The 26601-nt window shown below is 72.4% G+C and carries 9 protein-coding genes; 1 reads left to right on the top strand and 8 read right to left on the bottom strand.

Annotated elements, in window-relative coordinates; genetic code table 11:
• Positions 1 to 11 precede the first annotated feature (11 nt).
• The 8 genes from ACWD4P_RS08265 to ACWD4P_RS08230 form a co-directional block, all read right to left on the bottom strand.
• A complete protein-coding gene (locus tag ACWD4P_RS08265) occupies positions 12 to 650 on the bottom strand; it encodes a hypothetical protein (protein ID WP_359817697.1) in 639 nt (212 codons plus the stop codon).
• Between the two features lie 28 nt (positions 651 to 678).
• Positions 679 to 7137: an RHS repeat domain-containing protein gene (locus tag ACWD4P_RS08260; RefSeq protein WP_449779000.1), complete on the bottom strand. Its 6459-nt coding sequence runs from the start codon at positions 7135 to 7137 to the stop codon at positions 679 to 681.
• An 89-nt stretch (positions 7138 to 7226) separates the two neighbouring features.
• Positions 7227 to 11633 carry a LamG-like jellyroll fold domain-containing protein gene (locus ACWD4P_RS08255; protein ID WP_449778999.1) on the bottom strand — a complete coding sequence of 1469 codons (4407 nt, stop codon included), beginning with the start codon at positions 11631 to 11633 and terminating at the stop codon, positions 7227 to 7229.
• A gap of 636 nt (positions 11634 to 12269) precedes the next feature.
• Positions 12270 to 12965, bottom strand: coding sequence for a formyltransferase family protein (locus ACWD4P_RS08250; protein WP_359817703.1), 696 nt, complete (start codon positions 12963 to 12965; stop codon positions 12270 to 12272).
• Positions 12962 to 14356, bottom strand: coding sequence for a cytochrome P450 (locus tag ACWD4P_RS08245; RefSeq protein ID WP_449778998.1), 1395 nt, complete (start codon positions 14354 to 14356; stop codon positions 12962 to 12964). Before ACWD4P_RS08245 ends, ACWD4P_RS08250 begins: the two co-directional genes overlap by 4 nt.
• 2 nt (positions 14357 to 14358) lie before the next feature.
• Positions 14359 to 16161 (bottom strand): beta-ketoacyl synthase N-terminal-like domain-containing protein, encoded by a 1803-nt coding sequence (locus ACWD4P_RS08240; protein ID WP_449778997.1) that lies wholly within the window; start codon positions 16159 to 16161, stop codon positions 14359 to 14361.
• A gap of 46 nt (positions 16162 to 16207) precedes the next feature.
• On the bottom strand, positions 16208 to 18148 hold the full coding sequence (locus ACWD4P_RS08235) for a non-ribosomal peptide synthetase (protein ID WP_449778996.1): 1941 nt from the start codon (positions 18146 to 18148) through the stop codon (positions 16208 to 16210).
• Entirely contained in the window at positions 18145 to 24261 is a 6117-nt protein-coding gene (locus tag ACWD4P_RS08230; protein WP_449778995.1) for an acyltransferase domain-containing protein, read from the bottom strand. The genes ACWD4P_RS08235 and ACWD4P_RS08230 overlap by 4 nt, the downstream gene beginning before the upstream one ends.
• A 974-nt stretch (positions 24262 to 25235) precedes the next feature.
• Between ACWD4P_RS08230 and ACWD4P_RS08225 the strand changes: the two genes are divergently transcribed.
• On the top strand, positions 25236 to 26534 hold the full coding sequence (locus ACWD4P_RS08225; protein ID WP_449778994.1) for an MFS transporter: 1299 nt from the start codon (positions 25236 to 25238) through the stop codon (positions 26532 to 26534).
• The last annotated feature ends 67 nt before the right edge of the window (positions 26535 to 26601 follow it).

Below are 26601 nucleotides of genomic sequence, written 5' to 3'. Positions count from 1 at the left end.
GCGCTCGTCGGTCATCCGTTGTGTTCGGCGGCCCGGGCCCGGGCCCAGGTGACGAACTCGTCGACGACCGGATAGTCCGTCTCGACCTGGCCGACCAGCTCGTCGACTTCGGCCGGTGCGGCCTCGTCGACCCGGAGGATCATCCGGGCCCAGCCGGGCGGCCGACCGCGGTGGAACTCGAAGCTGGGCCGGCAGATCTCCGTCCACAGTTCGTCACGGTCGAGCAGCCGCCGCATGGTCGGGAGGGTGTGCTCCCGAAGGACCTCCGCCATGGCCCGGCCGGCGGCATCGGGATCGATCCGCCCGCCGTACGCCCAGTCCGCGTCGAGCGGGCTGACGTTGTCGGGCTCGTAGGCGAGGTGTTCGGGTGCCGCCACGGTCCACTCCACGAGCGCGGCCGACGAGGTCGGGGCCTTCTTCCTGGCGGATTCCCAGTTCGCGCGGTAGCTCCACGCCCAGGAGGCGGCCGGCACGACGAACACCTTGACCGTGAAGACCTCCATCGGCGTGCTGAGGCGCTGGGGCTGGAACTCCAGGAGCGCGTGGTCGCCGTTCTCCCCGACCAGGCGGTACACCAGGCCCTTGCGGCTCAGACCGGCGGCCTTCGCCACCGGTGCCACGTACTGGCGGGTCCATGCTTCGAGGGACATCATCCGTTGTCTTTCCGTCGGGGAATCGTCATGCTGCCAGGTCGAACATCGCTTGCGTGACGGCCACCGTCGTCGCCGTTCCCGCCGCGGCCGCGGCCTCCGCCGGGGCGGCGACCACGACTCCCGCGATGACGAGGATCCCGGCCGGGATCAGCACCGGTGCGAGGCTGATGCCGGTGTCGGCCAGCGGGGTGGTTCCCAGGCCGGGCTGGTGCGCGGTGCCCGGGTACTTGCCGGGCGCCGGCCCGGGGTTGGCGGTGGGAACCCGTGCGGCCTGCGACTGCTGCGATGTGCCGCCAGCGGGAAGGTGCTTCTGCATCTTCTTGTTGTCTTCCTTCCCGTAGATCACCGAGCCCTCGGCCGGGCCGACGACCTTGTCGCCGTTGGGCACGTCGTACGGACCGCCGATGGTCCACCCGAGGACCGCCTTCTTGCCCTCCGCCTGCATCTTCTTCACGTACCACTCGGCCTCCGGAACGGCCTTGGACGCCTCGCCGGCGGACTTGACCTCCCACACGTAGTAGACGTCGCTCTTGGGGTCGTAGCCGACGATGTCGGCGTTGCCGTCGTTGCAGCTCGTCAGCGAGGGGTCGTACAGGCACTTCTTGCTGGCCCCGGCGACCGTGACGTTCTGCCGGACCTCGAACTTGTTCGCCCCCATCTTCGAGGCCTGGTTCTTGATCTCTCCGGCGGCGACGCGCTGAGCGTCGTCGTGCCTGGTCGTCCGGTCCATCGGGTGCTTGATCCCGAGTTCCTTCTTGGTGGCCCTGATGGCCTTCAGGAGCGCCGTGATGGAGTTGAACAGCTCCTCGAGGATGTTGCGCCCGGTCGGGTCGCTGAGGGTCAGCGGGTTGTTGTCGCCGTAGGTGTACGCCGCCAGCGACTGCGGGTCCGCCGTGGTGATCACCGGGTCGACGCTGATGAACCGTCCGGTGGCCGGGTCGTACTCGCGGGCGCCGAGGTGGGTGAGCCCGGTGGTGTCGCTGGTGCCGCCGAGGAAGCCCCGGGTGCCGGCCCAGGTGGACGGCGCGGTGCCGCGGATGCCGCCGAAGGGGTTGGTGCGGCGCTGGGCGACGGCGCCGGTGGTGGCGTCGACGCCGACCTCGGCGGTGCCGTGGTGGTCGGCGACCTGGAAGGTCACCCGGTTGTCGTCGGTGCGGACCGCCGTGGCGCCGCCCAGCGCGTAGTAGCGGGTGGCGGTGGGCTTCGCCGCGCCCTTGACGAGGTTGAGCTCGGTGCCGCCGAGGTACAGGGTCCAGTTCTCGGCGGCGGGGTTGGCGGTGTCGAGGGTGTGGCCGAGCAGGCGGTTGCCGCCGGCGTCGTAGAGGTAGTCGGTGCTCCGGGTGGCGGTCGTGGTGGAGGCGGCCGTGGTCTTGACGGTGTCGACGACCTGGCTGAGCCGGCCCTCCACGTCCCAGGTCAGGGCCTGGTCACTGGTCTGGTTGCCGGCCGGCTTGAGGTGCCGGCCCGAGGTGTTGCCCGCGCTGTCGTAGTCGTAGCTCTCCGGTACGGGCGTGCCGTTGGCGCCGGTGACGGTGCTGGTGCCGGCCAGGGCGTGCGGGCGGGCGGCGGTGGGGGCGGGGTAGGTGTAGGTGGTGGTGGCGTCCTGGGCGGTGTTGCCGGTGGTGTCGTGCCGGGTCTCGGTGGCCCGGGTTCCGTTGGTGTTGTAGGTCCAGCTGGTCCAGTACGGGGCCGGGCCGCCGAGCTGGGTGCCGCTGGGAGCCGTGCAGCTGCCGGTGTTGGGCGTGAACGCCTCGGTGAGGCGGGCCAGGTAGTCGTAGCGGAAGCACTGCCGGTCGGTGCCGGAGCGCGAGGTGTCGGTGACGGAGGTGACGTTGCCGGCCTGGTCGTAGGTGTAGGCGGCGGCACGAACGGCCCCGGTGATGCCGTACTGGTCGGTGCGGCTGGAGACGAGGCGCTGGGTGCCCCACTCGTAGGCGTTGGTGACGTACAGCTCCTTGCCGGTGGTGCCGTTGCTGAGCGTGGACTGCAGCGGCTTGCCGGTGAGGCTGAAGGTCTGGTTGGTGAGGTACTTGCCGATGCCTTCGACGCCGGTCTGCCGGCGCAGCGCGTCGTAGGTGAACGCGACGGACTCCGCGGGCAGGTTGCCGGCGGCCGGGTAGGTCAGGCTCTGCGGCAGGCCGTCGAGGCGGTAGATGCTCCCGCTGACGTAGCTGCCGGCGAGGGCCTCCTGACCGGGGACGGACGGGATGGTGGTGGTGGTCCGGGTGGACCGGCCGAGGGCGTCGAAGAGCGAGTAGGCGGTCTTGTACTGGTAGGTGGTGCCGCCGACGGTGCTGTAGCGGGTGCTGGAGGACAGCACGCCCTTGTTGCCGGCCGGGTCCCAGGCCTGGGAGGTCAGCAGCGGACCGGTGGCCGAGCCCTCGTGGGTCTCGGTGAGGCGGCCGAGGTTGTCGTAGACGCTGGCGATGGTCTTGCCGCGGCCGTCGGTGGTGCTGGTCAGCTCGCCGCGGCTGCCGTACGTCTTGACGGTGGTGCCGCTGTCCGGGTCGACGGCCTTGGTCTGCCGGCCGAGCTGGTCGTAGAGCCAGGTCCAGGCGGTTCCGGACGGGTCGGTCAGTCTGGTGAGGTTGCCCGCGGGGTCGTAGCCGTAGCTGGTCGTGTCGTAGGCGCCGGTCGGGGTCGCCGACTTGTACTGGCGCAGCTCGGTGGTGCGGCCGGCCGCGTCGGTGATCGCGGTGGTCGGGGTGCCGCCGGTGGGCGGGGTGATGGTGATCCGGTCGCCGCCGTACTCGGTGAGCGTGCTGGAGAGCGGGGTGCCGACACCGTTGCCCGCGAGGGCCGTGCTGCTGACGACCCGCCCGAGGCCGTCGTAGCCGGTGACGGTCTGGCTCTCCACCCCGGTGGTGTCGTCGACGTTGCGCAGCGTCGTCGAGGGCGCGCCGGTGGCGTAGTAGGGGGCGTAGGCGAGGGCGGGCTGGCCGCGGTCGTCGTAGAAGGTGTCGGTCAGGACGCGGCCGCCGTTGTCCGCGGGGTCCTGGGTCTGCCGCACGCGGGCGAAGCCGTCGTAGAGCGTGTACCCGGTCTGCTGGGTTCCGTCGCTGTTCAGCGTCTTGGCGGAGATCGCGATGATCTTGCCGTCCGTGACGGCGTACTCGAACTCGTGGTTGGGGGTCTGCCCGGTGCCCTTCGAGCGGTTGGGCTGCCAGACCTTGAGGGTGCGGCCGAGTGCGTCGTACTGGATGTCGGTGCGGCGGGTGTTGGCGTCGATGGTGTCCGCCGTCAGACCGCGCAGCGGCTCGTACTCGGTGGTGGCGACCTGGGCGGTGGTGGCGTCCCCGACCTTGGCGGGCGGGGCGGTGACCACGGACTTGGTGGGCCGGCCGGTGGCCGGGGTGTAGGCCGTGCTGGTGGTTCGGGCCTCGGGCGAGGCCGACGTGACCGGCCCGGTGGCGCCGGTGGTGTCGACCACGGTGGTGGAGGCCAGGGTGGTGGAGGTCAGGGTGCGCCCGTAGACGTCGTAGGTGAACGCGTTGTCCAGGTAGGTCGCGCTGTTGCCGGTCTGCGACTTGATCGTCTGGGCGAGCGTGACGTCACCCTTGGTGGGGGCGGCACCGTACGCCTGACCGTCGTAGCGCACCCGCTTGTCGGACAGGACGGCGGAGGTGCCGTCGGCCCGGGTCTGCCGGTCGACGTCGGTTCCGCAGCCGGCGGCCACGGTCTCGACCCGCATGATGCTGGACAGCAGCCAGGCCGTGGTGTTGTCGGCGTAGCTGGTGCGGGTGCACTTCTCGTCGCCCGTGACCGCCGTGTCGCCCAGGTCCTCCACCAGCGTGGAGCGGCCGTAGCCGTCACGGGTGGTGTTGGTGCGGGTCTCCCGCCAGGCGGTGCCGGCGCCCTTGTCGAGCGAGGTGAACTCGCGGGCGACGGCGGTGGCGGTGATGTTGGCGGTGGTGGTGCCCCAGTCGCGGACGCGCTTGGCGGTCTCCTGCTTCCAGGGGGTGTTGACGGTCTTCTCCAGGACCGCGCCGCCGGGCTTGTCGTACTCCTCGGTGCGGTACTCGTAGCCGGCCCAGGCGTTGTCGTCGGTCAGGACGGTGCCCTGGCCGTCGTCGACGGTGACGGAGCGCTTCTTGGTCTTGTCGGCGGGGTCGGAGCGGTCGCCGTCCATGCCGCGCAGGTAGTAGTGGTCGGCCTGGGTGGACATGGCGGCGACGCCGCCGGTCTCCACCCGGGTGCGGGCGTAGCCGCGCCACTGGGACCAGGTCTTGAGCTTGTCCTTGGTCAGGCCGTCCTCGTCGTCGAAGTGCCAGGCGGCGTCGCCGAGGTAGGTGTAGTGGGTGACCATGTCGGGGGCGCCGCCGGTGCGGTCGGTGGCGATGACCGAGTCGACGACGTACTTGTTGAACCACTCCGTGGTGACCGGGCTCTCCTCGGAGGGCTGGTACATCTGCGGGAAGCAGCGGGTGGTGTTGGACTGCGGGGTCGGCAGCGCGTTCCAGTCACAGGCCGGCGCCGAGTAGTTGACGTCCAGCTGCCCGCCGAACTCGTCGGTGACGGTGCCGAGCCGCTGCTTGATGAACGGCATGCGGCCGTCGCCGACCTTGTCGAGCCGGTTCGCCAACTGCTTGTAGGCGAGGGTCGTCTTCGGCAGCGAGACGGACGGGGTGGCGGAGGAGCCGGTGTGCTTGATCGAGTCCAGCAGCAGCTGGTAGTCGAAGTCGGCGGTGCCCCACTTGTGGGTCAGGTCCCAGGTGTCGATGGCGGCGTAACTACCGTCGGCCTGGAGGGTCTTGGCGACGACCTGGGTGAGGCGGGTGCGGGTGAAGTAGGTGGGGGAGTACTGGCCGGTGCAGTCGGTGCCGTCCTTGCAGTTCTGGTCCCACGGAGTGTCGTACCAGTACTGCCGGTTGGCGTCGATCTTCGCCGGGTCGCAGAGTGCGGCGTTGCCCTCCAGGCAGCGTTCGGCGGTGCCGAACTCGACCCGGCCCATCGGCTTGACGGTGGCGGAGTAGAGGTCGCGCTGCTGCTGGCCGTACTCGATGTGGTCCAGGCGCCCGCCGCGCACGTACGGCGTGCGGTCGGTGGCCTTGAGGTTGCGGCCGTAGTTGTTGGTCTCGGGCGTGTACCAGTAGGTGATGTCGTTGCCGTGGGCGTCGACCACCAGGTCGAGGTTCCAGCGCCAGCCCTGCTGGCACCAGGAGGACGCGAAGTCGGCGCCGTTGCACGGCTCTCCGGCGTTGTTGCCGTAGACCGGAACCGTGTAGACGGACTTGGTCTCCGGCTTGCCGGCGCTCCAGTTGGGCAGGCGGTTGTAGCCGAAGTAGTAGGTGGTGCCGTCGGGCGTGGTGGCGCGGAAGTACTCGCCGTCGTTGTCGCCGTTGCCCCGGGCGGTGTCGCGGACGCGCACGATCCTCGTCGCGTCGTCGTGCTTGATGCGCCACTCGTCGCCGGAGACCGGGATCAGCTCACCGGAGTGCCCGGCGAAGCTGATCGTCGCGTTGTCCGTGCCCCAGCACAGGTCGCCGGGGCTGGACTTCCCGGTCTTGGGCGCGCCGTCGTCGGCGCAGGCCTTGTAGCTGCGCTCGACGAAGCCGGGGGACAGGTCGAAGCCGTCGCCGACCCAGGAGCCCTGGTTGTTGCTGTTGGCCGTCCGGCCGTCGATCGCACCGGAGTTGTAGGACAGCGCGACCTTCGGGGTCAGCCCGCCGGGCATCGCCGTCAGCGGCATGTCGTACGACCAGGCGAACGCGCCGCTGTTCAGCGCCGTCGACCAGGTGGACGCGCTGGACAGGGGGGTCGACTTGTAGTCGCCGCTCGGCCCGGCCGTGCCGGCCGTGGCCGCCAGCACCATGGCGCCGGGGGCGGAGGACAGGCGCATGGAGCCGGCCGGGGCGGTGGTCAGGGTGTCCGCGGCGACGGTCTGCTTGGCGACGTCGTTGCCGCCGGGCAGCGGGGTCTGCACCCGGCATTCGGGCAGGTCCGGGGTGGTGAGCGCGCACTCGGGCAGGCGGACCAGCTTGAGGCGGGAGCCGAAGCCGGAGCCGGCGGCCTGGGCGAAGGACGAGTAGTCGACGGCCAGGCCGGCGTTCTCGTCGGCGCCGGTGACGGTCAGCAGCAGGCCGTTGACGCCGGCCTTGGCGGCGGCGTCCTGGCCGAGCAGCTCGACCTTGGCCTTGCCCGCCGAGCCGGCGGAGGAGAGGGCGACGGGCAGTTTGCCGGCCTTGACGGCCTTGCCCTTCTCGGCGGGGACGTCGAGGGTGGCGCTGCCCGCGCCGGGCAGGGCGCCGTGCTTGCCGTCGGTCCTGCTGACGGTGGTGTCGGGCTTGCGGTCCTTGACCTTGGCGTCGGAGCCCTTGACGGGCTTCTCGGGTGAGACCGCCGAGGGCTTGGTGTACGGTTCGGCGGCCGCCGCGACGGTGGCCAGCGGCAGTGTCGGCAGCAGTGACCCGACCAGCGTGCCCGCGATGACCGCGGACAGCCTGGACCGGGCCGGCAGCCGAAGCACCGACCTCTTCCTGCTCATGGGGGGAACAACTCCTCGAAAGGGAATGGGATGGGGCAGACCGCGGGCCGGGCGGCAGAAAGCCGCCCGGCCCGCGGAGAGAAGGGGGATCAGACCCCGGTGGAGGTGCCCAGCTCGGCGTTGTAGTCGGCGAGCTTGGTGATCTGCGCGGGGCTCAGTACGCCCTGGTAGAGCCAGACGTCGTCCAGCTCACCGGAGAAGTACTCGCCCCAGGCGCCGGAATCCTTGTTCCGGCCGAACTGGAGGCCGCCGCCCGCCTCGAAGGGCTGGGGGGCGCCGGTCCAGGAGATGTGCGGGGTGCAGCCGGTCGATCCGTCCGCGCAACCCTGGTTCTCGACCTGGCCGTTGACGTACAGGGCGAGCCGGTCCGCGAAGGCGTCGTAGCTGACCGCCAGGTGCGTCCAGTTCTCCATGACGGAGACGGCCGAGGTGTGCGCCGTCCTGGTGCGCTTGGCACCGGTGTTGGCGTCGGTGTCGCTGACCTCGGCTTCCCACTGGCCGTACGGCTGTCCGTTGCTGTCGTTGCCCAGGGGCACCCAGCGCACCGTGACGGCGCTGTTGTTGGCGCCGGCCACCGAGAGCGCCGTCATCTTCCGGGTGGGCACGCCGGCGGTGTTGGCCCAGCCGGCCAGGGTGAAGCTCTGTCCGGTGTGCAGCGGGACGGAGCCGGTGGCGGCGTAGCCGGTGGAGCCGTCCAGCTGGAGGGTGCCGGTGGTCGGGAACAGGCCGCCGTCGGTCTTGATCGAGGCGCCGCCGCCGAGCTGGGCGCCGGCCTTGGCCGGGCCCTCGTCGGGGGTGACGGCGGGGGTGCCGGTGGCCGCGTTGAGCTTCCAGCGGCCGGCCAGCTGCGGGCGCTGCTGGACCATCGCGCCGGCCTCGGGGCCGGTGACGACGCGGTCGTAGAGGCGCACGTCGTCGATGTCGCCGCCGAAGAACTCGCCGTTGACGCCCTCGCGGTTGACGGCGCCGATCTGGATGGGGCCGGGGTTGGCCCACGGCGCGTTCTGGGTGTAGTCGGACTGGCCGACGAGGAAGCCGTTGATGTAGAAGCGCAGCTTCTTCGCGGCGGTGTCGGAGACGCCCAGCAGGTGGGTCCACTCACCGGTGGTGCCGGTGAAGCAGGGCACGCCGTTGATCTGGCTGCCCGCGGTGCAGGCGTCCTGCCAGGTGCGCACCAGGGTGTCGGCGGAGCTGTCCTCCTTGTACCGGCCGAAGATCCAGCGGCCCCAGTAGGGCGAGTAGTACAGCGAGAACTCGTTGTTGTGCTGGCCGATCTGGGTGACCGCCATCTTCGGGGTGGTGTCGCCCGGCGTCGGTGCGGGCAGCTTCACCCACGCGGAGACCGAGAAGTCCCGGCTGCCGTCGACCTGCGGACGGGTGCCGCGCAGGTAGTCGTCGGCGCCGTCCAGGTGGATCGCCTTGTCGGCGATGCCCGGCTTGCCGAGGGCGACGCCGTTGTAGGCGGTCAGGTTGTCCGTCTCGGCGGTGCCGACCGGCTTGGCGTCGCTGCCGTCCAGGTGCCAGACGGACCTGGCGGGCAGGCCGGTGGCGAGCTGCTTGTCGGCGGCGACGTCGGCGGCCTCGGCCTTGCTCAGGGGGCGGTCCCAGAGCCGGACCTCGTCGACCGAGCCCTTCCACGGGTCGGTCCAGTTGCCGAAGTACTTGGAGCGGCCGAACTCCAGTGCGCCGTGGACGTCCCAGTTGGCGGCGACGGTCACCGGGGTGCCGGGCACGCCGTTGACGTAGAGGGTGCTGGTCTTCGTGGCTGGGTCGTAGGCGCCGACCAGGTGGGTCCACTGGCCGAGCACCACGGGGGCGTCGGAACTCGCCGCTTCGAGGGCGTAGTTGGTGGGGTTGTCCTGGCTGGAGGTCCACATGGTCCACTTGCCGCCGAACAGGCCGAGGGCGAAGCGGGCCGCGGAGCTGCCGTTCTCACTGACCGCGACCCGGTTGCGGGTGTTGTCGGTGAGGTTGACCCAGGCGGAGACGGCGAAGCCGCGGGTGGTGTTCAGCGCCGTGCCCTGGGTCTCGGCGTAGCCGTTGGGGGTGCCGTCGAGGGCGAGAGCCTCCTTGAGGTGGCCGGGGGCCCCCGGGGTGGCGCCGGAGCCGAGGGTGGCCTCGATGCTGCCGCCGGTGCCGGCGACGCTGGTGCCGCTCGGGTCGTCCATCGACCAGCCGGTGCGCTGGGTCTGGCCGGAGAGCACGTTGAAGTAGTACGTCTCGGGCTGTGAGGCGTTGCCCGCGCCGTCGACGGCCCGGGCGGAGACGAAGTGCACGCCGGCGGTCTGCGGCTGGATGCGGATCGTCTGTCCGGCGCCGCCGCTGGTGGCGACCTCGTTGGCCGCGGACGGCGAGGTGTCCAGGCCCCACTGGTACTTGACCACGTCGGTGGCGGCCGACTTCAGGGTGAAGTTGCCGTTCCGGCCGACGCCGTCGGTCCACGGGAGTGCCGCGGTGGCGTCCTTGGAGCCGGGGTAGGCGTCCGAGGTGATCGCCGGGCCGTCCGGGGCGGAGGTGTCGACGATGAAGTAGCAGCCGGTCGGGTCACCGTCGGAGGACCACGGGCCCCACTGGGCGCCGTCCCAGGCGCGGGCCTCCCAGTCGAGCTGGAGGTTCTGCGGCAGGTTGGTGGGCAGCGGCCAGGAGAAGATCGAGCCGGAGGCCTTGAAGGTGTTGCCCGCGGGTGCGGCGTCCTCGGAGCCGGTGGACCACCAGCGCCGGCGCAGGCCCGTGCCGTCGTCCCAGCCGACCGCGAACTGCACGCCGATGGCCTCGCCGTCCGGGTCGGTGGCCCGGGTGGTGACCTGCGGCATCTTGTTGATCTTGATGCCCGGGTACTGGCAGACCGAGCCGGGCGACATCGTCATGTCGGACATCGGGATCTGGTTGGGGCGCAGGTTGTAGTACACCGAGAGGTAGGCGTCGTCGGTGAAGCGCTTCCAGGCGAGGGTGTCGCCCTCGTTCTGCGCCTTCAGCCCGAAGGTGATGGTGGGCCAGCCCCAGTTGGCGGCGTCCTGGACGAGGTTCCTGACCGCGCCGGTCTCGCCGTACTCCAGCCAGCCGCCGGGGCAGTTGCCGCTCCAGCCCTTGGCGGTGTTGATGGTCTGCAGGTAGCGGCTCCAGAAGCCGGAGGCGTTCTGGGCGTTCCAGTTCAGGCCGGGGGAGATGTAGCCCGTGCTCCAGAGCTCGACGGGGCGGGCGTCGCAGGAGTACGACCAGCTCTCGTAGGTGCCGAAGGTGGCGGAGAGGACCTGCTTGCCGACGAAGGGGTTGGGCATCTGGAAGAAGGCCCGCTTGACGTCGGTCGGCGCGCAGCGCGAGGTGTCGCCGCAGTAGCCGACGCCCCAGTCGTGGACGTAGGTGCTGTTGTAGGTGAAGTGCCAGTACGCCTGGTTCGGGTAGGTGCGGGAGACGCCCGCCCAGTCGCCGGCGTGCGGGGTGTTCCACGCCGGGTCGATCATCACCGGGTAGACGGTGTCCGGGGCGTCCAGCATGCCCTGGTCGGGGGACAGCACCAGGCCGTCCTTGGGCAGGTCGACCTTCAGGCGGGTCATCTTGGCGCCCTCGCCGGGCAGATCGCCGTAGCCGGCGACAGCCGGGTCGTTCTGGCCGGCGGCGGGCGCGTTCTGCGCGGGCGCTGCGGGGGCCTCGGCCTGCGGAGCCGCCTGCGGGGCGGCCTTGAAGGCCTTCGGCGCGGCAACGGCCGGGGCGTTCGTCGGAGCGGCCGGGGCGTCGGGTGTGACGGTGGCGGGCTTGGAGGAGTCCCACATGACGGGGACGGGTGCCTCGAAGACGGTGCCGCCGCCGGAGGGGTCCTTCGCCTTGAGGGTGCCGTCCGATTCCTGACTGAACGTCAGGCCGTGGCCCTGGAGTCCGAGTCGGAGCTGGTCGAGCTCGGGGTTCTTGGCGGCCTCGGCCGTGTGCACGACGATGACCTGGGTGAACCCGGTCTTGGTGGCGGACAGCCGCAGGTCCACGTCCGGCAGGATCGACGCGTACTCGGCGGTGGCGCCGTTGACGGTCGGCTTGGGCAGCGGCTTGGGCCAGCTGAGCTTCAGCTCCTTGCCGGCCCGGGCCATCGTGACCAGGGGCGCGCTGCCGCCGCCGGAGAACCGCAGGTCGGCGGTGGAGCCCTTGGGGGCGATCGCGCCGCCGGGCAGGGACTGCAGCGTGGGGTCGAGCTCCACCCAGGCGCCGTTCTTGCGCACCCGCTTGGGCTGGACGTAGGTGGTGGTCTTCAGCTTGCCGTCGGGCTGGGCGACGGTGTCGCTGGTCTCGCTGCGCTTGGCGAGGACCTCGACCGGCTTGCCGGTGCGGGCGGCCTCGTGGACGGCCAGGGTCTCGGCGGTGTCCTGGGTGTCCTGGGTGCTCGTCGTACCGGGCGGAGGTGTCCCCCCGCCGGCGGCGGCGGCCGGCACCACCGCGGTCGCGGCCAGCGCGACCGCGGCGAGTGCCGCGGCGAGCAGGCTGCCCGACCGTCTTGCTGCTGTTCTCACTGTGCGTAAGCTCCGACTTCCGATATGTGGGCGAAGTTCGAGCGGATCCTTATGGAAACCTGAAAGTCGTGTCAATGGCTCATCAGAAATGCATGAGAAAAGCCCCCCTGGTGTCGGCGCGCCGGGCTGGGACAGCTCGGGTGAAATCGGATGAACCGTCCGAGTCGAGGTGACGCACATCACGGGAGGGGGGTCGGGTGTGGACCTGGTCCGGGACCGCTCCGGCGGTGGTGAACGGTGACGCATGGCGTCGGCTCGCCACTCGGCCCCTCGGGCCATCGGGCATCCTCGGCGTCATCACCGCTGGTCACTCGGTGTTTGGCGGCGAGGTTCGAACGGTGGCCCCGGTCGGAGGCGTTCCGGCCCCGGGTTCCGGGTGCGTGACGCATGGGAGGGGCGAGCGGTTCCCCATGTCCGGAAGGTCGTGTTTGCGTCGCAGGGTGGGGAGAGGTCGCCTCGGCTGGCCGGCCGTCAGGTCGAATAACCTCGCCGATTCATGCCGAAGTTGTCCGGAGAATGCATTCCGGAGGGGCCAACTCGGGCCCCGGTAAACCGCGAAGGTGCCCCCGGGAGCCGAATTCCCCGGAGGCACCCACGAGTTGCTCGCGGCAATTCAACCGCCCCGCCGCCCGCCCCTCACCGCTCGTGGAGCGCCCGTGCGCTGCCGTCGACCGGCACGGTGCCGGGGAGGGCGATCAGCTCGGGCTTGAACAGCGGCTGGGTGTCCATCGCGGGCTCCCAGGTCGCCAGTTTCTCGTCCTGGGGCACCTCGATGCGCCGGTCGGCGGCGAGGTCGGCGACCACCTTCAGCAGCAGTCGCACGCCGAGCGGGGCCAGGTGGTCGCGCCACAGGCTCTGGGCGGTCGAGCCCGGGGGCACGAACAGGTGCTCCTGGGCGGCGATGGGGCCGCCGTCGGTGCGCTCGGTGAGGTGGTAGACGCTGCCGCCCGTCACCTTGTCGCCGTCGCGGATGGTCCACCGGATGGCGTCCCGGCCGCGGTGCAGCGGCAGCAGGCTGGGGTGGTAGCCGATGGTCGCGACGCCGGCCCGGGCGCGGGTGCGGCGGCCGAGGAAGGCGTGCGAGTGGGCGGCGATGATGACGTCGACGCCGTCCGGGACGTGCTGGGCGCGCAGTTCGGCCGAGTCCGTCCAGGGGATGTCCCGGGGGAACGCCCAGGCGCGCAGCCGGTCCCAGGACATCGCGTCGCCCTCGTCGGACTTGCCCTTGCGCAGCCGGGGTGCGGCCGCGCCGACGATCTTGTGCCCCTGGTCCAGGAGGGCCTCCGCGACCTGTACCGCGAACGCCCCTTGGCCCGACAGGTAGATGTTCATCCGCACTTCTCCAGTCCGGAGTGATCAGGTGTGAAGCGCACCGGCATGGTGGAGAACCCGGTCAGGAAGTTGGACCGGATCGGCAGCGGCTCGGCGGTCTGCTCGAACCCGAGGGTGAAGTCCCGCAGGGCCTGCAGCAGTTCGGCGATCTCCACCTTGGCCAGGTACGAGCCCACGCAGAAGTGCGGGCCGTAGCCGAAGGCCAGGTGCTTGTTGGGGGTGCGGCCGAGGTCGAAGTCCCCGGGGCGTTCGAAGACCCGTTCGTCGCGGTTGGCGGAGGCGTGCCAGAGCGTGACGATCTCGCCCGGCCGCAGCCGTACGCCGTGCAGTTCGGTCTCCCGTTCGACGCTCCGCCCGAAGTGCATGGTGGGCGACGCCCAGCGCAGCACCTCGTCCACGGCGGTCTCGATCGCGACCTCGCCCCGCTTGAGCCGCCGCCACTGCTCGGGCCGGGCCGCGAGCATGCGGACGCAGTCGATCATCGTCAGCCGGCTGGTCTCGTCGCCGCCGATGATCAGGCTGTAGCAGTTGAGCACCACGTCCTCGTCGGACAGCGGCACTCCGTCGATCGAGCTGCCGATCAGCATGCTGATCACGTCCTCGCCGGGCGACTCGCGGCGCTCCTCGACGAGGTCCATGAAGTACATCAGGATCTCGTTGCGGGCCATCTCGGAGTCGACCTCGTCGACGTCCTCGTGGTCCGCGGAGAGCGCGGCCTTGGTGAGGGAGAGCAGGTAGTCGCGGTCCTGCTCGGGCACGCCGAGCAGGTTGGAGATCGTGGTCATCGGGATCCGGGCGGCGATCCGCTCCGCGAAGTCGCAGCTGCCGACCTCGACCGCCTCGCGGATCCACTGCCGGGTGTTGAGCCGGACGGCCCGCGCGACCTCGTCGAGCACCCGCGGCGAGAGCACGCGCTGGAGGATCTTGCGCAGCTCCAGGTGCCGGGGGCCGTCGGTGACGGCGAGCATCCGGCCGGCCCCGGCGTCGCCGCCCTCCAGGAGGGTGACGAGCACGTTGCCGCGCTGGGAGGTGAAGTTCACGTTGTCCCGGTAGACGGCCATGACGTCCTCGTGGCGGGAGAGCACCCAGAACCCGGGGCGGCCGGCCGTCGGCGGGTTCCAGTGCAGCGGCGCGGTGTCCCGCAGGGTGCGCCAGAAGCCGTCGAGGCCGTGGCCGTGGCCGGCGAAGGTGCCCGGGTCGCCCAGGTCCACGGTGCCCGGGTCGGCCGGGTCCACGGTGCCCGGGTCGGCCGGGTCCACGGTGCCCGGGTCGGCCGGGTCCACGGTGCCCGGGTCGGCCGGGTCCACGGTCCTCGGGTCGGCCGGGCCGGCCGTGGCCGGGGTGCCGGGGGCCGCGGTGGTGAGGGTCGGGGCGTTCGGCGGTGTGCTCATGCTCACCAGTCCGTACGCCAGAACCGGCGGGGCTGGAACGGGTAGGTGGGCAGCGGCACCCGGCGGCCGTCCTCCCCGAGGTGCAGCGCCTCGAAGTCCACCTGTAGGCCGGTCACCCAGGCGGCGGCCAGGGCGGCGAGCGCCTCGGCGTCCCGCCCGGCGGGCAGGATCCCGCGGTCGTTGCGGGTGAAGGCGCCCGCGTCCGCGCGCGGGGCGGCGGCGGTCGACGCGGTGGTGACGGTCGAGGTGGCGGAGGCGGCGCCGGCCTCGTCGGACAGCGCGGCGATCAGTTCCTCGCGGCTGCGGACCACGGCCGCCCACCGACGGCCCATCACCTTGCGGCCGAGGTTGAGGGTGTAGCAGACGTCGTCCAGGCGCAGGCCCGGGTCGGCCTCCAGCCGCTCCCGGAGCCGGGCGCGCTGACGGGCCAGCGCGTCGTCGTCCATCGCGGACAGGGTGGCCAGCCTCGGCCTGCCCGCCGCCTCGGGGGCGCGCCGGGCGGGCGCCGGCGCCTCCTCCAGCAGCAGGTGGGCGTTGTAGCCGCCGCCGCCGATGGAGGTGACGCCCGCGCGGCGGATGCCGGCCTCCGGCTCCCAGTCCGCGCCCTCGATCTGCGGGACGAAGGGGGTGGCGGGGAAGTCGAGGTCCTGGTTGACCTCGGTCAGGTTGATGGTCGCGGGGAGTGTCCGGTGGTACAGCGCCAGCGCGGCCTTGACCGCGCCGAAGCCGCCGGAGACCACGCCGCCGTGGCCCACGTTGCCCTTGACCCCGCCGATCGAGGTGGTCGCGGTCTGCTTGCCGAACGCCATGGTGGCGGCGTGCACTTCGAGCTCGTCGGTCACCGGCAGGCCCAGGCCGTTGGCCTCGTACATGGACACGGTGTCCGGGGTGACGCCGCCCACCTCCATGGCGGCGGCGATGCAGGCGCTCAGCCGCTCGGGCTGGGCCAGGCCGTATGCCATCGCGCTGACGCCGTTGTTGTTGACGGCGGAGCCCCGGACCACGGCGTAGACGTGGTCGCGGTCGGCGACGGCCCGGCCCAGCGGCTTCAGCAGCACGGTGACGACACCGCTGGACAGCGCGGTGCCGGTGCCGTTGGCGTCGAACGGGCGGCAGTGGCCGTCCCTCGACAGGATGCGGTTCTCCTCCCAGAGGTGGCCCCGGGGGTGCGGCAGGCGGACCATCGAGCCGCCGGCGATCGCCATGTCGCTCTGGCCGAGCAGCAGCGACTGGCAGGCCAGGTGCACCGCGTAGTGGAAGCCCGCGCAGACGGCGGCGACGGTGACGGCCTCGCCGGTGAGCCCCATGTAGTAGAGGGCGTTGGAGGTCATGGTGTCCGGCGACCACGCCAGGCTGGCCTCGATCGCCTCCGGGCCGACCGACACCCGGTCCGGCGGGGAGCTGTAGAGCGCGGCGGTCTGCGGGTTGTTGGCGCCGTACATGCCGATCTCGGCCGTGAGCCGGTCGGGGTCGTAGCCGCCGTCCTCCAGCGACTCCCAGGCGCTCTCCAGGTACAGCCGGTTCTCCGGGGTCATCGCGGCGGCCATCCGGTCGCTGATGCCGAACACCGACGGGTCGAACTTGTCGTACGTGTCGAGCACGCCGCAGGCCCGTACGTAGAACGGGCTGTGGATCAGGGTCTCGTCGACGTGGATGTCGTCCTTGGCGAGGAAGGAGACGGACTCCCGGCCGTGGACGAGGTTGTCCCAGAACTGCTCCTTGGTGCGGGCTCCCGGCGCCCGCAGGGACATGCCGATGACGGCCACGTCGCCCGGGTCGTAGTCCTGTTCGGGGCTGTCGGTCATGGGAAGGCTCCTGCCGCTCGGTGTGGGGAGGGGGACTCGGCCGGATTCAGCGGCCGGTGGTGCCGGCGTCGGTGGTGCCGGTTCCGGTGCTGGTTCCGGTGCTGGTTCCGCTGGTGCCGGTGGGGCTGGTTCCGGTGCCGCGGCCGCCGCGGCCGCGCAGGGCGGCCCGGCGGGCGCTCGCGCGCTCGCGGGCCGACTGGACCACCTCGGGGGTGGCGCCGCTCTCGTCGTCGAGCCAGCGGGCGAGGGAGGCGATGTCGCGGAAGCTGAAGAGGTCGGGCACGCGGACGCGGCGGTCGAAGCGTCGGGTCATCAGCCGGGCGAGGCGGACCAGCAGCAGCGAGTCGCCGCCGAGGTCGTAGAAGGCGGACTGCACGTCGATGGTCGACGGTTCGAGGTCGAGCAGCTGGCCCCAGATCTCGGACAGCGCCACCTCGGTGGGCGTGCTCGCGGCGGTCAGCGGCCCGTCGGTGGCGGCGGCCGGCGGTTCGGGCAGCGCGTCGCGGTCGAGCTTCCCGCCGGGGCCCAGGGGGAGGGCGGGCAGGAGGACCAGCGCCGCGGGCACCATGTAGTCGGGCAGTTCGGCGGCGAGGCGGCCGGTGACGGCGGCGCGGATCGCCGCCTCGGGGAGCGTGCCGTCCTGCGCCGCGCCGTCCTGCGCCGTGCCGTTCGAGGGGGCGGCGCCGTCGCCCGCGGGTACGACGTAACCGACCAGGCGGTTGCCCCGGACGGTGGCGGCGGCCTCCCGCACCTCGGGGCAGGCGGTCAGCCGGGCCTCGACCTCCTCCAGTTCGATCCGGTAGCCGCGCAGCTTGACCTGGTGGTCGGAGCGGCCGAGGAACCGGAGCTCGCCGCTCGCGGTGAACCGGACGAGGTCCCCGGTGCGGTACATCCGCTCGCCCTCGCGGAACGGGTCGGGGACGAAGCGCTCGGCGGTGGTGCGCGGCCGGTTGACGTAGCCGTGCGCGAGGCCGGTGCCGCCGAGGTAGAGCTCGCCGGACTCGCCGACCGGGAGCGGCCGCAGGTCCTCGTCGAGTACGTAGACCACGTCGGTGGTGGTCGGCGGGCCGATGGTCGGCTCGTCCTCGCCGTCCTCGGGCACCGGCCCGAAGGAGCAGAAGACGGTGCCCTCGGTGGGGCCGTAGGCGTTGAACACCCGTACGGCGCCGGTCTCCCGGTAGGCCCGGTCCACCAGTTTGCGGCGCAGGGCCTCGCCGCCGAACACGATGGAGCGCACGTTCGGCGGCACGGCGCCCGCGTCGAGCAGCCCGTTCATGACCGACGGGACGACGGTCAGATGGGTGATCCGGTCCGCGTACCGGCTCTCCGGCAGGTGCACGGCGCTCTCGACGAGCACGACGGCGCCGCCGCGGCACAGCGCGTTGAAGACCTCCATCACGGACATGTCGAAGCAGACCGAGCTGGCCGCCGAGACGCCGCTCAGGTCGCAGCCCTCCAGGACCCGGTCCATCTCGGCGAGCATCGCCACCGCGCCGGAGTGCCGGACGGCCACGCCCTTGGGCGTGCCGGTCGAGCCCGAGGTGTAGATGACGTACGCGGTGTCGTCGGGGACGACCGCCGCGGGCTTCGCGCCGGGCTCGGTCGTCACGGTCGGCCCGAGCACGACCAGCGTCGGGCCGGGCGGGCAACTGGCCCGGGAGGCGGGCGTGGTGAGCAGCAGGCGGGTGCCGCTGTCGCGGACCATGAAGGTCAGCCGGTCGGCGGGGTAGTTCGGGTCCAGCGGCAGGTAGCAGGCGCCGGTGCGCAGGACGGCCAGGACGGCGACGAGCAGGTCCGGGGTGCGCTCGACGCAGATGCCGACCGGGACGCCGGGGCCCGCGCCGTCGGCGGCCAGCCGTTCGGCCAACACGCGGGAGCGCTCGTCCAGTTCGCCGTAGGTCAGGACGCCGGTGTCGGAGTACACCGCGGTCGCGTCGGGGTTCTTGACGGCTTGGGCGGCGAACTCGGCGTGCAGGGTGTCGGTCATTGGTCCGTCTCCTCGGGGAGGCCGGCCGGCGCGATGGCGCCGAGGGCCAGGTCGGGTTGGGCGATCGAGTCGAACAGCACGGTGCGGTACAGCGCGAGCAGTGCCGTCACGGTCCGCCGCTCCAGGTAGTCCGGCTTGAACTGGACGTGGCCGGCCACCCTGCCGTCGATGTCGGCCATCGAGATCTCCAGGTCGAACTTGGCCAGGTGCCGGCGCACCTGGAGCGGTTCGAGCGGCAGCGCGCCGTCCGGGGTGAGGGTCTCGCCGACGCCGTGGAAGAGCTTCACGGAGCGCGGGAAGGCCTCCGAGGAGAGCCAGTTGACCACCACGTCGAACCACGGGGAGCGGCCCTCGGCGCGCGGCGGCTTCAGCTGGGAGGCCAGCAGGTCGAGGGGGTAGTTCATGTGCTCCAGCAGGCCGAGGGAGAAGGCGTGGACCTCGCGCAGCAGCTCGCGGAAGCCGCGGTCGGCGGCCGGGTTCGCCCGGACCAGCACGGTGTTCAGGTAGTAGCCGATGGCGGACTCCCAGCCGGGCTCGGCCCGTTGGGCGATGGCGGTGGCCAGCACCGAATCCTCGGTTCCGGCCGCGCGGTTGAGCGTGGCGAAGAAGCCCGCCAGCACCACGGTGCTGATCGACACCCCCTCGCGGACCGCGAACTCCCGCAGCAGAGCCGTCTCTTCGGCGCTCCAGCGGAACGCGACGTCCCGGCCCTCGTAGGTGACGCCGGGCGGGCGCTCCTTGTCGGAGAGGTCGAGGTGGGCGGGCGGGTCGGCGAGCTTGCGGGACCACCAGTCCAGGGCCGCCTCGGCCGCCGGGCCGGCCAGCCACTCGCGCTCCCACGCGACGAACTCGGTGTACGGGGCGACCGGTGCGTCGAGGGCGGGGTCGGCGCCCTCGTAGTACTCCTGGAGCTCGCGGATCATCACGTCGGCCGAGGCCGCGTCCGAGGCGATGTGGTGGACGAGCACCAGCAGGTAGTGGTCGGCGGGGCCGCGCCGCAGCAGGACGATCCGCACCAGCGGCCCGTTGTCCATGTCCAGCGGCTCGTGCCCGTACGCGGCCAGTTCCTCGCGGGCCTGCTCGTCGTCCAGGCCGGAGGTGTCCGCCACGACGAACTCGTACACCGGCTCGTCCAGGATCACCTGGTACGGGCTGCCGCCGGCCTCCACGAAGACGGTGCGCAGCGCGGGGTGGCGGTCCAGCACGGCCAGGACGGCGCGCTCCAGGGCCTCCTCGTCGACGGCGGCCCGGATCCGGGCGGTCACCATGAAGTTGTAGGGCACGGCCTCCGGGGCGACCATCTGCATGAACCAGAGGGAGGCCTGGCCGTGCGAGGCCGGGGCCAGTTCGAGGCCGAGGCCGTCGGCGCGCAGCTGTTCCAGGGCCGGGGCGTCGGTGGCCTCCAGGAACCCGCGGGCGTCCAGCTCCTCCAGCAGTTCCTCGGCGTCCAGTTCGGAGAGCTCGTCGAGGAAGGACCGCTGGGGCGCGGCGTCGGGCGCGGCCCCGGGGGCCCGGACGGGAGCCGCCGGGGCGGCCGGGGTCACCGGAGCCGTCGGAGCCGTCGGAGCCGTCGGGGCCGGTGTGGGCACGGCCGGTGCTTCGGCGAGGCCGACGAAGTGGGCGACGACCTCGGCGATGGAGCGGCCGTCCAGGAACACCACCGGCGACACCCGGTGCCCGAGCACGGACTGCATCCGGTTGACGAGGCGGATCGCCAGCATCGAGTCCAGGCCGAAGTCGCGCAGCCCGGCGTTCTCGTCGAACCTGTCCACCGCCACGCCCAGCGCGTCGGCGAGTTCGGCGAGGACGAGCTCGGCCACCGGCCGGTCCGCCTCCGCGGGGCTCCCGGACGGTTGGGCCTCGGCCGGAGCGGTAGCCGTCGTGGTCGCGGTGACCGCCGGCGCGGCGGTCGCGGGCACGGTCCCGGCGGCGTGGGCAGGCGCGGCGTCGCGGAGGGGTTCGGTGTCGATCCAGTAGCGCTCCTTCTGCCACTGGACGAGCGGGGTCTCCACGAGCTCGACGTCGTCGGTGAAGAGGGAGTCGAAGGCCAGCGGCAGGCCCCTGACGTACAGCGAGGCGGCGGCGCCCAGCAGGCAGCGGACGTCGCTCTCCTCGCGCCGCAGGGAGTTGACGGCGTGCACCCGGGCGCCGCGGGCGAGCCCGATCTCCTCGACCGCGCCGCGCAGCGTCTCGTGCGGGCCGATCTCGACGAAGGTGGAGACGCCCCGGTCGACCAGTGCGCCGATCGTCTCGGCGAAGCGGACCTGGTCGCGCAGGTTGTGCACCCAGTAGTCGACGTCGGCGACCGGGTTCACCGCGCCGGCCAGGGCCGTGGAGTGGAAGGGGATGCCGGGCGTCAGCGGGGTGATGCCGTCGAGGGCCTCGCGCAGCGGCTCGGTCAGCGGGTCCATGCCGGGGCTGTGCACCGGCCGTTCGACCCGGATCCGGCGCACGGAGATCCCGTCCCGGAGGAGCTCCGCCTCCAGGGCGTCGACGGCCTCGGGGGAGCCGGAGACCGCCGCGCTGGTCGGGCTGTTGACCACGGCGATCGCCGCGCGCTCGGCGTAGGGGGCGAGCCGCGGCAGCAGTTCGGCCTCCGGCAGGTCGACGGAGACCATGGCGCCGGCGGCGGCCTTGCGCTCCAGCAGGTGCGAGCGGGCGACCACGACCCGGGCGGCGTCCTCCAGGGACAGCGCGCCGGCCACGCAGGCGGCCGCGACCTCGCCCAGGCTGTGCCCGACGACGGCCGTCGGCTCGATGCCGAGGTCGAGCCAGACCTGCGCCAGCGCGACCTGCAGGGCGAACAGCACCGGCTGCTGGAAGTCCATCTCCTCGTACCTGGCCTCCTCGGCCGGGGCGGCGAGGTGGTCGAGCACCGAGAAGCCGCCGGCCGCGCGCACGGCGGCGTCGCAGGCGTGCATCCGGCCGCGGAAGCCGGCGTGCGAGCGCAGCAGTTCGCGGCCCATGCCGACCCACTGGGTGCCGCCGCCGGAGAAGACCAGCGCCACCCGGCGGTCGGCGTTGCCGGAGACGGTGCCGGTGAGGACGTCGGGGTGCGGCCGGCCGGCGGCGACCCGGGCGAGTCCGTCCAGGACGTCCTGCCGGTCGCGGGCGAACAGCGCGATCCGGTGGCCGTGGTGGCTGCGCCGGGCGCCCAGGGTGTAGGCGAGGTCGGAGACTCGCAGGTCGGGGTGGCGCTCGACGTGGTTGGACAGTTCGCGGCAGGTGTCGGCGAGCGCGCCCGCGGTCCGGGCGCTGACGGGCACCAGGTGCGGCTGCCCGTCGGCCGTACCGCCACCGGCCTGGCCCGGTGCGGCGGGGGCGACCCGGCCCGGCGCGGTGTGGCGCCCGCGGTCGCCGGCCAGGAACGGGTGGGCGGCGACGGGCAGTCCGGCGGTGAAGAGGGCGCCGAGCGAGCCGAGCAGGGTCGAGGCCTCGTCGGCGCCGCGCCGCATCGAGGGCAGGGTGGTCGCGGGCAGGATCTCCGACACCGACTTGAGCAGCAGGGGGTGCGGGCTGAGCTCGACCACCGCGTCGACGTCGTGGTCGCGCAGCCTGGTCAGGGCGTCGACCACCCGGATCTCCCGGCGCAGGTTGTCCGCCCAGTAGTCCGGTCCGAGCTCGGCGCCGTCCACGAGCTCGCCGGTGACCGTCGAGATCATCGGGATGCGGGTGCTGCGCGGCCTGATGCCGTCGAGCTCGACCTTCAGCGGGGCGAGCACGTGGTCGACCAGCGGGGAGTGCGGGGCGTGGCCCATCCGCACCCGGTGGTTGGTGACGCCCGCCTCGGTCAGCCGCCGGACGAGGTCGTCGATCTCCTGCGGGGTGCCGGTGACGAGCGTGGAGCTCAGGCCGTTGTGGCCGGAGAGGGTGAGCCCGCCGGTCAGGTGCGGCCGTACCTCCTCCGCGGGGGTCATCACCACGATGCCCTCGCCGCGGCCCACGGCCAGCAGTTGGAGGAGCCGGCCGTGGTGGGCGGCCAGCCGGGAGGCGTCGTCGAAGTCGAGGGCGCCGGCGATGTGGGAGGCGGCGAACTCGCCGACGCTCTGGCCCACGACGACGTCCGGCTCCACTCCCAGCGAGCGCCAGGTCTCGGCCAGCGCGACCTGAAGCGAGAACAGCAGCGGCTGGAAGACGTCCATGTCGTCGAGACGGCCGTCGGCGGCCAGCAGCTGCTCGACCGGGGAGAAGCCCAGCAGCTCCCGCATCCGCCGGTCGGACTTCATCAGGGAGCGGCGGAACACGGGCTGGCCGGCGAGGAGTTGGCGGCCCATGCCGACCCACTGGGAGCCGTTGCCGGAGAACAGGAACGCGATCCGGGGCCGGCGGCCGGTGGCTTCCCCGGTGCTCAGCCCGGGGGCCGAAGCCCCGCTGCCGAAGGCGTCCAGCGCGCTGCGGAGTTCGGCCGTGTCGCGGGCGGTGGCGGCGAGCCGGAACGGGCCGTCGCCGGGGGTGCGGCGGCAGAGCGCGCGCAGGTCGGTCGCGTCGCGCAGCGCCCGGGCCTGCTCGGCCAGCGCCTCCCGGGAGTCCGCGGCCAGCAGCAGCAACGAGGCCTCGGGGCGCGGCAGTTCCTCCACGGCGAGGTGGCAGATCGAGCCGCCGAACCCGAACGAGCTGACGCCGCCGCGACGGGCGTCGGAGCGCCGCGGCCAGGGCTCCAGCCGGTCCTGGACGCTGAGGTTGTACTCGTCGAAGAGGATCTGCGGGTTCGGCGCGGTGTAGTGCAGGCTCGGCGGCAGCACGCCGTTGCGCATCGACATCGCGAGCTTGACCAGGCCGACGATGCCGGCGGCCGCCTCCAGGTGGCCGACGTTGGACTTGACGGAGCCGAGCCGCAGCGGCTCCGAACGGCGGTCGCCGCCGAGGACCGCGCCGATGGCGTTGGCCTCGATCGGGTCGCCGAGCGGTGTCGCGGAGCCGTGGCACTCGATGTAGTCCACGAGGTGCGGGGCGATGCCGGCCCGCTGGTAGGCGGTGCGCAGCATCTTCTCCTGCGCCTGGGGGTTCGGCGCCGTCATGCCGTTGCTGAGGCCGTCGTTGTTGGAGGAGCTGCCCTTGATCAGGCAGTACACCGGCAGGTCGCGTTCGAGTGCCACGCTCAGCGGGGCGAGCACCACGACGCCGGCGCCCTCGCCGCGGACGTAGCCGTCGGCCCGGGCGTCGAAGGACTTGCAGCGGCCGTCGGGGGCGAGCGCGCCCATCTGGTCCATGGCGGTGTAGTAGTCGGAGACGAAGCTGAGGTTCACGCCGCCGGCGAGCACGAGGTCGCTCTCGCCGAGTCGGATCGACTGGCAGCCCACGTGCACGGAGATGAGCGAGCCGGCGCAGGCCGAGTCGATGGCCATGCTCGGGCCCTGCAGGCCGAGGACGTAGGAGACCCGGTTGGCGATGATGCCGTCGTGCATGCCGGTCGCGGTGTGCGGGGTGATCTGCGCGTCGGGGCCGCGGTAGTGCGCCAGGGCGGCGTAGTCGCCCCAGCAGGAGGCCATGAACACGCCGGTGTCGCTGCCGGCGAGGCTGTGCGGCGCGATGCCCGCGTCCTCCAGCGCCTCCCAGCACAGTTCCAGGACGAGGCGCTGCTGCGGGTCCATCTGGACGGCCTCGCGGGGCGAGATGCCGAAGAACAGCGGGTCGAACCGGTCGATGCCGTCGATGAACCCGCCCCAGCGTGCCCGGTCCCTGAGCAGTTCGCGGCGTGCGGCCGGCACCGGTCCGACGGCGTCGCCGCCGTCGACCAGCAGCTTCCAGAACGCGGACGGGTCCGGTCCGCCCGGGAACCGGCAGCCGATGCCCACGACCGCGACGGGTTCCTGCGAGGGCGCGCGGCGCCCGGTGCCCGGGGCGGGCTCCGCCGCCCGGGGGCCCTCGACGAGGGCGTGGGCCAGCGCGTCGAGGGTCGGGTACTGCCACATCCAGGTGGCCGGAACCTGTCGGCCGAGGTACTCGGAGAGCGAGGCCGCGAGCGTCACGGACCTCAGCGAGTCCAGCCCGTACCGGTGCATCGGCGCCCAGCGGTCCACCGCGTCCGCGGACAGGTCCAGCAGTTCGGCAAAACGGGCCGACAGGAAATCCGTGACGGCGGCTATGTCGCGCGCTGCGCGCTCTTGGGGCATGGCGACTCCCTCAGCAGGGCGGATGGAATGACGGGTGGGGATTCACGGCTGCCCGGTGGGGGAGGCGGATATCCGGGCAGCCGGAAATGGGCAGGGGGAAACGGCGTGAAAGGGCCCTCCGCCGCACCGGTCGCGCCGTGGGGCGGGCGCGCGGCATGCGGACGGGAAGGGTTTTTCCGGCCTCCGTGCCCGGGGGGACGGGAAAGCCGGTGAAACGAACGGGAGCCGGGGCCCGGGCGGCGCCGGATCAGCCCGCCCGGACGGCTCCGGGGGACCGCAGGCGGTGCACGTTCCGGGCTTTCCGCGGCACGTCGAGGGCAGGGCGCGGACGGACGGTGCCGTGGTCGGACCGGTCCGCGAGGGCATGCGTGGACGCCTGGGACGGCAGGCGCCCGACGGGCGAGGCCCTGGGGGTGGGCATGACATGAATGGGCGTGCGGTCGGGCATCGCTGCTCCTCTCGCGGCAGGAAGAAGGGCTCGAAGCGCCGACCGCGACGCGGCGGTACGGGGGTGAGGGTCAGGGGCTTCGGGGTTGTTCGAGTGGGCCGCTATTCAGCGGCTCACCGATCAGCGGCTCACTGTGGAATTCTCGCCGACGCGTTCGGCTCTGGCCGGCCGTACTGCCGGCTTCTTTCGCTGCCGGGGATTCCGCGGCTCGGGTGTCCTCATCCGCCCGCTGGTGCGGAGAAGTGTTTCGACTACGCGTTCATGGGCTCCAGGATTGCGCATTTCGACGTCCGGTTGAAGCGGTGGCGGGATTTGATCGACAAAGTGTCCGATTCGATCTCCTCGGGAGCCGCCGGCGGTCTCGGGCGCCCCGGACGCCCGGTATCATGCGCGCCGGGCGGGGTGGACAGTCGATGATCGACCAATGCAAGCTGACCGCATGGCAGTTGAGAATCTTGACACGCCGTCGGCCGATGCCGACGGTTCCTTAGCGGGAACGGTTCGCCGGCCCGGACTCGCCCTCGGGGTGCTGGCCGGGGCACTGGCCCTGGACGTGAGCGGCCTCGGCGTGCTCAACGCGGCACTGCCGTCCGTCGGGGAACGCTTCCACCTGGGCGAGAGCACGCTCCAGTGGGTCATGACCGCCTACGCCGTCACCTTCGCCGGCTTCCTGCTGGTGGGTGGTCGGCTCGCCGACGTCCTCGGGCGGCGACGGGTGTTCGAGGTCGGCGTCGCCCTGTTCACCGTGTCCGCGCTGGTCGGCGCGGTGGCCCCGAACACCGTGGTGCTGCTGGGGGCGCGGGCCGTCCAGGGGATCGGCGCCGCCCTGTCGGGGCCGGCCGCGCTGGCCCTGCTCACCGACACGTTTCCGGCCGGTCCGGCCCGCAACCGGGCCTTCGGGGTGTACGCGGCCGTCGGCGCCGCGAGCTTCAGCGGCGGGGTGCTGCTGGGCGGCGTCCTGACCGAGTTCCTCGGCTGGCGCTCGGTGCTCTGGTTCTCGGTGGTCCTGGGCCTCGGCGTGCTCGGCGCGACGCGGATCGGACTGCCCGACGGCGCCGGACACCGCGGCGGGCTGGACCTGCCCGGCGCGATCACCGGCACCCTGGGCCTCACCCTGCTCGTCGTCGGCGTCAGCACCGGCGGCGCGACGGCGTGGATCGTGCTGGGCGCGGCGGTGCTCTGCCTGGTGCTGTTCGTCCTGCGGGAGCGCCGCACCGCCGACCCGGTGCTGCCGCTCGGCCTGTTCCGGATCGCCTCGGTGCGGGAGGCGAGCCTGGCGGCCTTCCTCCAGTACACGGGCTCGGTCGGAATGCTGTTCTTCGCGCCGCTGTACCTGCAGGGGATGCTGCACTACTCGCCCTTCGAGTCCGGCATCGCCCTGGTGCCGATGTCCCTGGCGGTGTTCCTCACCGCCAACTTCGCCACCGGCCGGCTGCTGGCCGTGTACTCCCCGCGGACGCTGATGGCCGTCGGCCTCGTCCTGATCGGGGTGGGCACCGGGCTGTGGCTGGGTACGCCGCAGGACGGTTCCTATGTGCTGCACGTGCTGCCCGGCCTGGTGGTCAGCGGCGTCGGCCAGGGGCTGAACTTCCCGTCGATGACCTCCGCCGGCCTGTCCGGGGTGCCGGAGCGGCAGCAGGGCGTCGCCGGCGCGGTGAACGTCGTGACGCAGCAGATCGGCGCCAGCGTGGGCGTGGCGGTGATGGTCCTGGTCGCGGCGACGAGCGCGGACCAGCTCGCCGGCTACCACCTCGCCTATGTCACCGCCGCCGTCGCCTGCCTGCTGGGCGCGGCGGTCATCGCGGTGCGGCGGCGGAAGGCCTGACGGTCCGTGCCTGACGGCCTGCGCCTGATGGCCCGCGCCTGACGGTTCCTGTCCGACGGCCCGTGCC

It is taken from the genome of Kitasatospora sp. NPDC002543, assembly GCF_053594915.1.
Note: the sequence above shows the minus strand (reverse complement) of the source record. Positions and strands in the feature narration are given on the sequence as shown.

Coding starts and splice junctions, on each gene's coding strand:
- ACWD4P_RS08265 (WP_359817697.1), bottom strand. CDS start 650: ATGTCCCTCGAAGCATGGACCCGCCAGTACGTGGCACCGGTGGCGAAG.
- ACWD4P_RS08260 (WP_449779000.1), bottom strand. CDS start 7,137: ATGAGCAGGAAGAGGTCGGTGCTTCGGCTGCCGGCCCGGTCCAGGCTG.
- ACWD4P_RS08250 (WP_359817703.1), bottom strand. CDS start 12,965: ATGAACATCTACCTGTCGGGCCAAGGGGCGTTCGCGGTACAGGTCGCG.
- ACWD4P_RS08245 (WP_449778998.1), bottom strand. CDS start 14,356: ATGAGCACACCGCCGAACGCCCCGACCCTCACCACCGCGGCCCCCGGC.
- ACWD4P_RS08240 (WP_449778997.1), bottom strand. CDS start 16,161: ATGACCGACAGCCCCGAACAGGACTACGACCCGGGCGACGTGGCCGTC.
- ACWD4P_RS08235 (WP_449778996.1), bottom strand. CDS start 18,148: ATGACCGACACCCTGCACGCCGAGTTCGCCGCCCAAGCCGTCAAGAAC.
- ACWD4P_RS08230 (WP_449778995.1), bottom strand. CDS start 24,261: ATGCCCCAAGAGCGCGCAGCGCGCGACATAGCCGCCGTCACGGATTTC.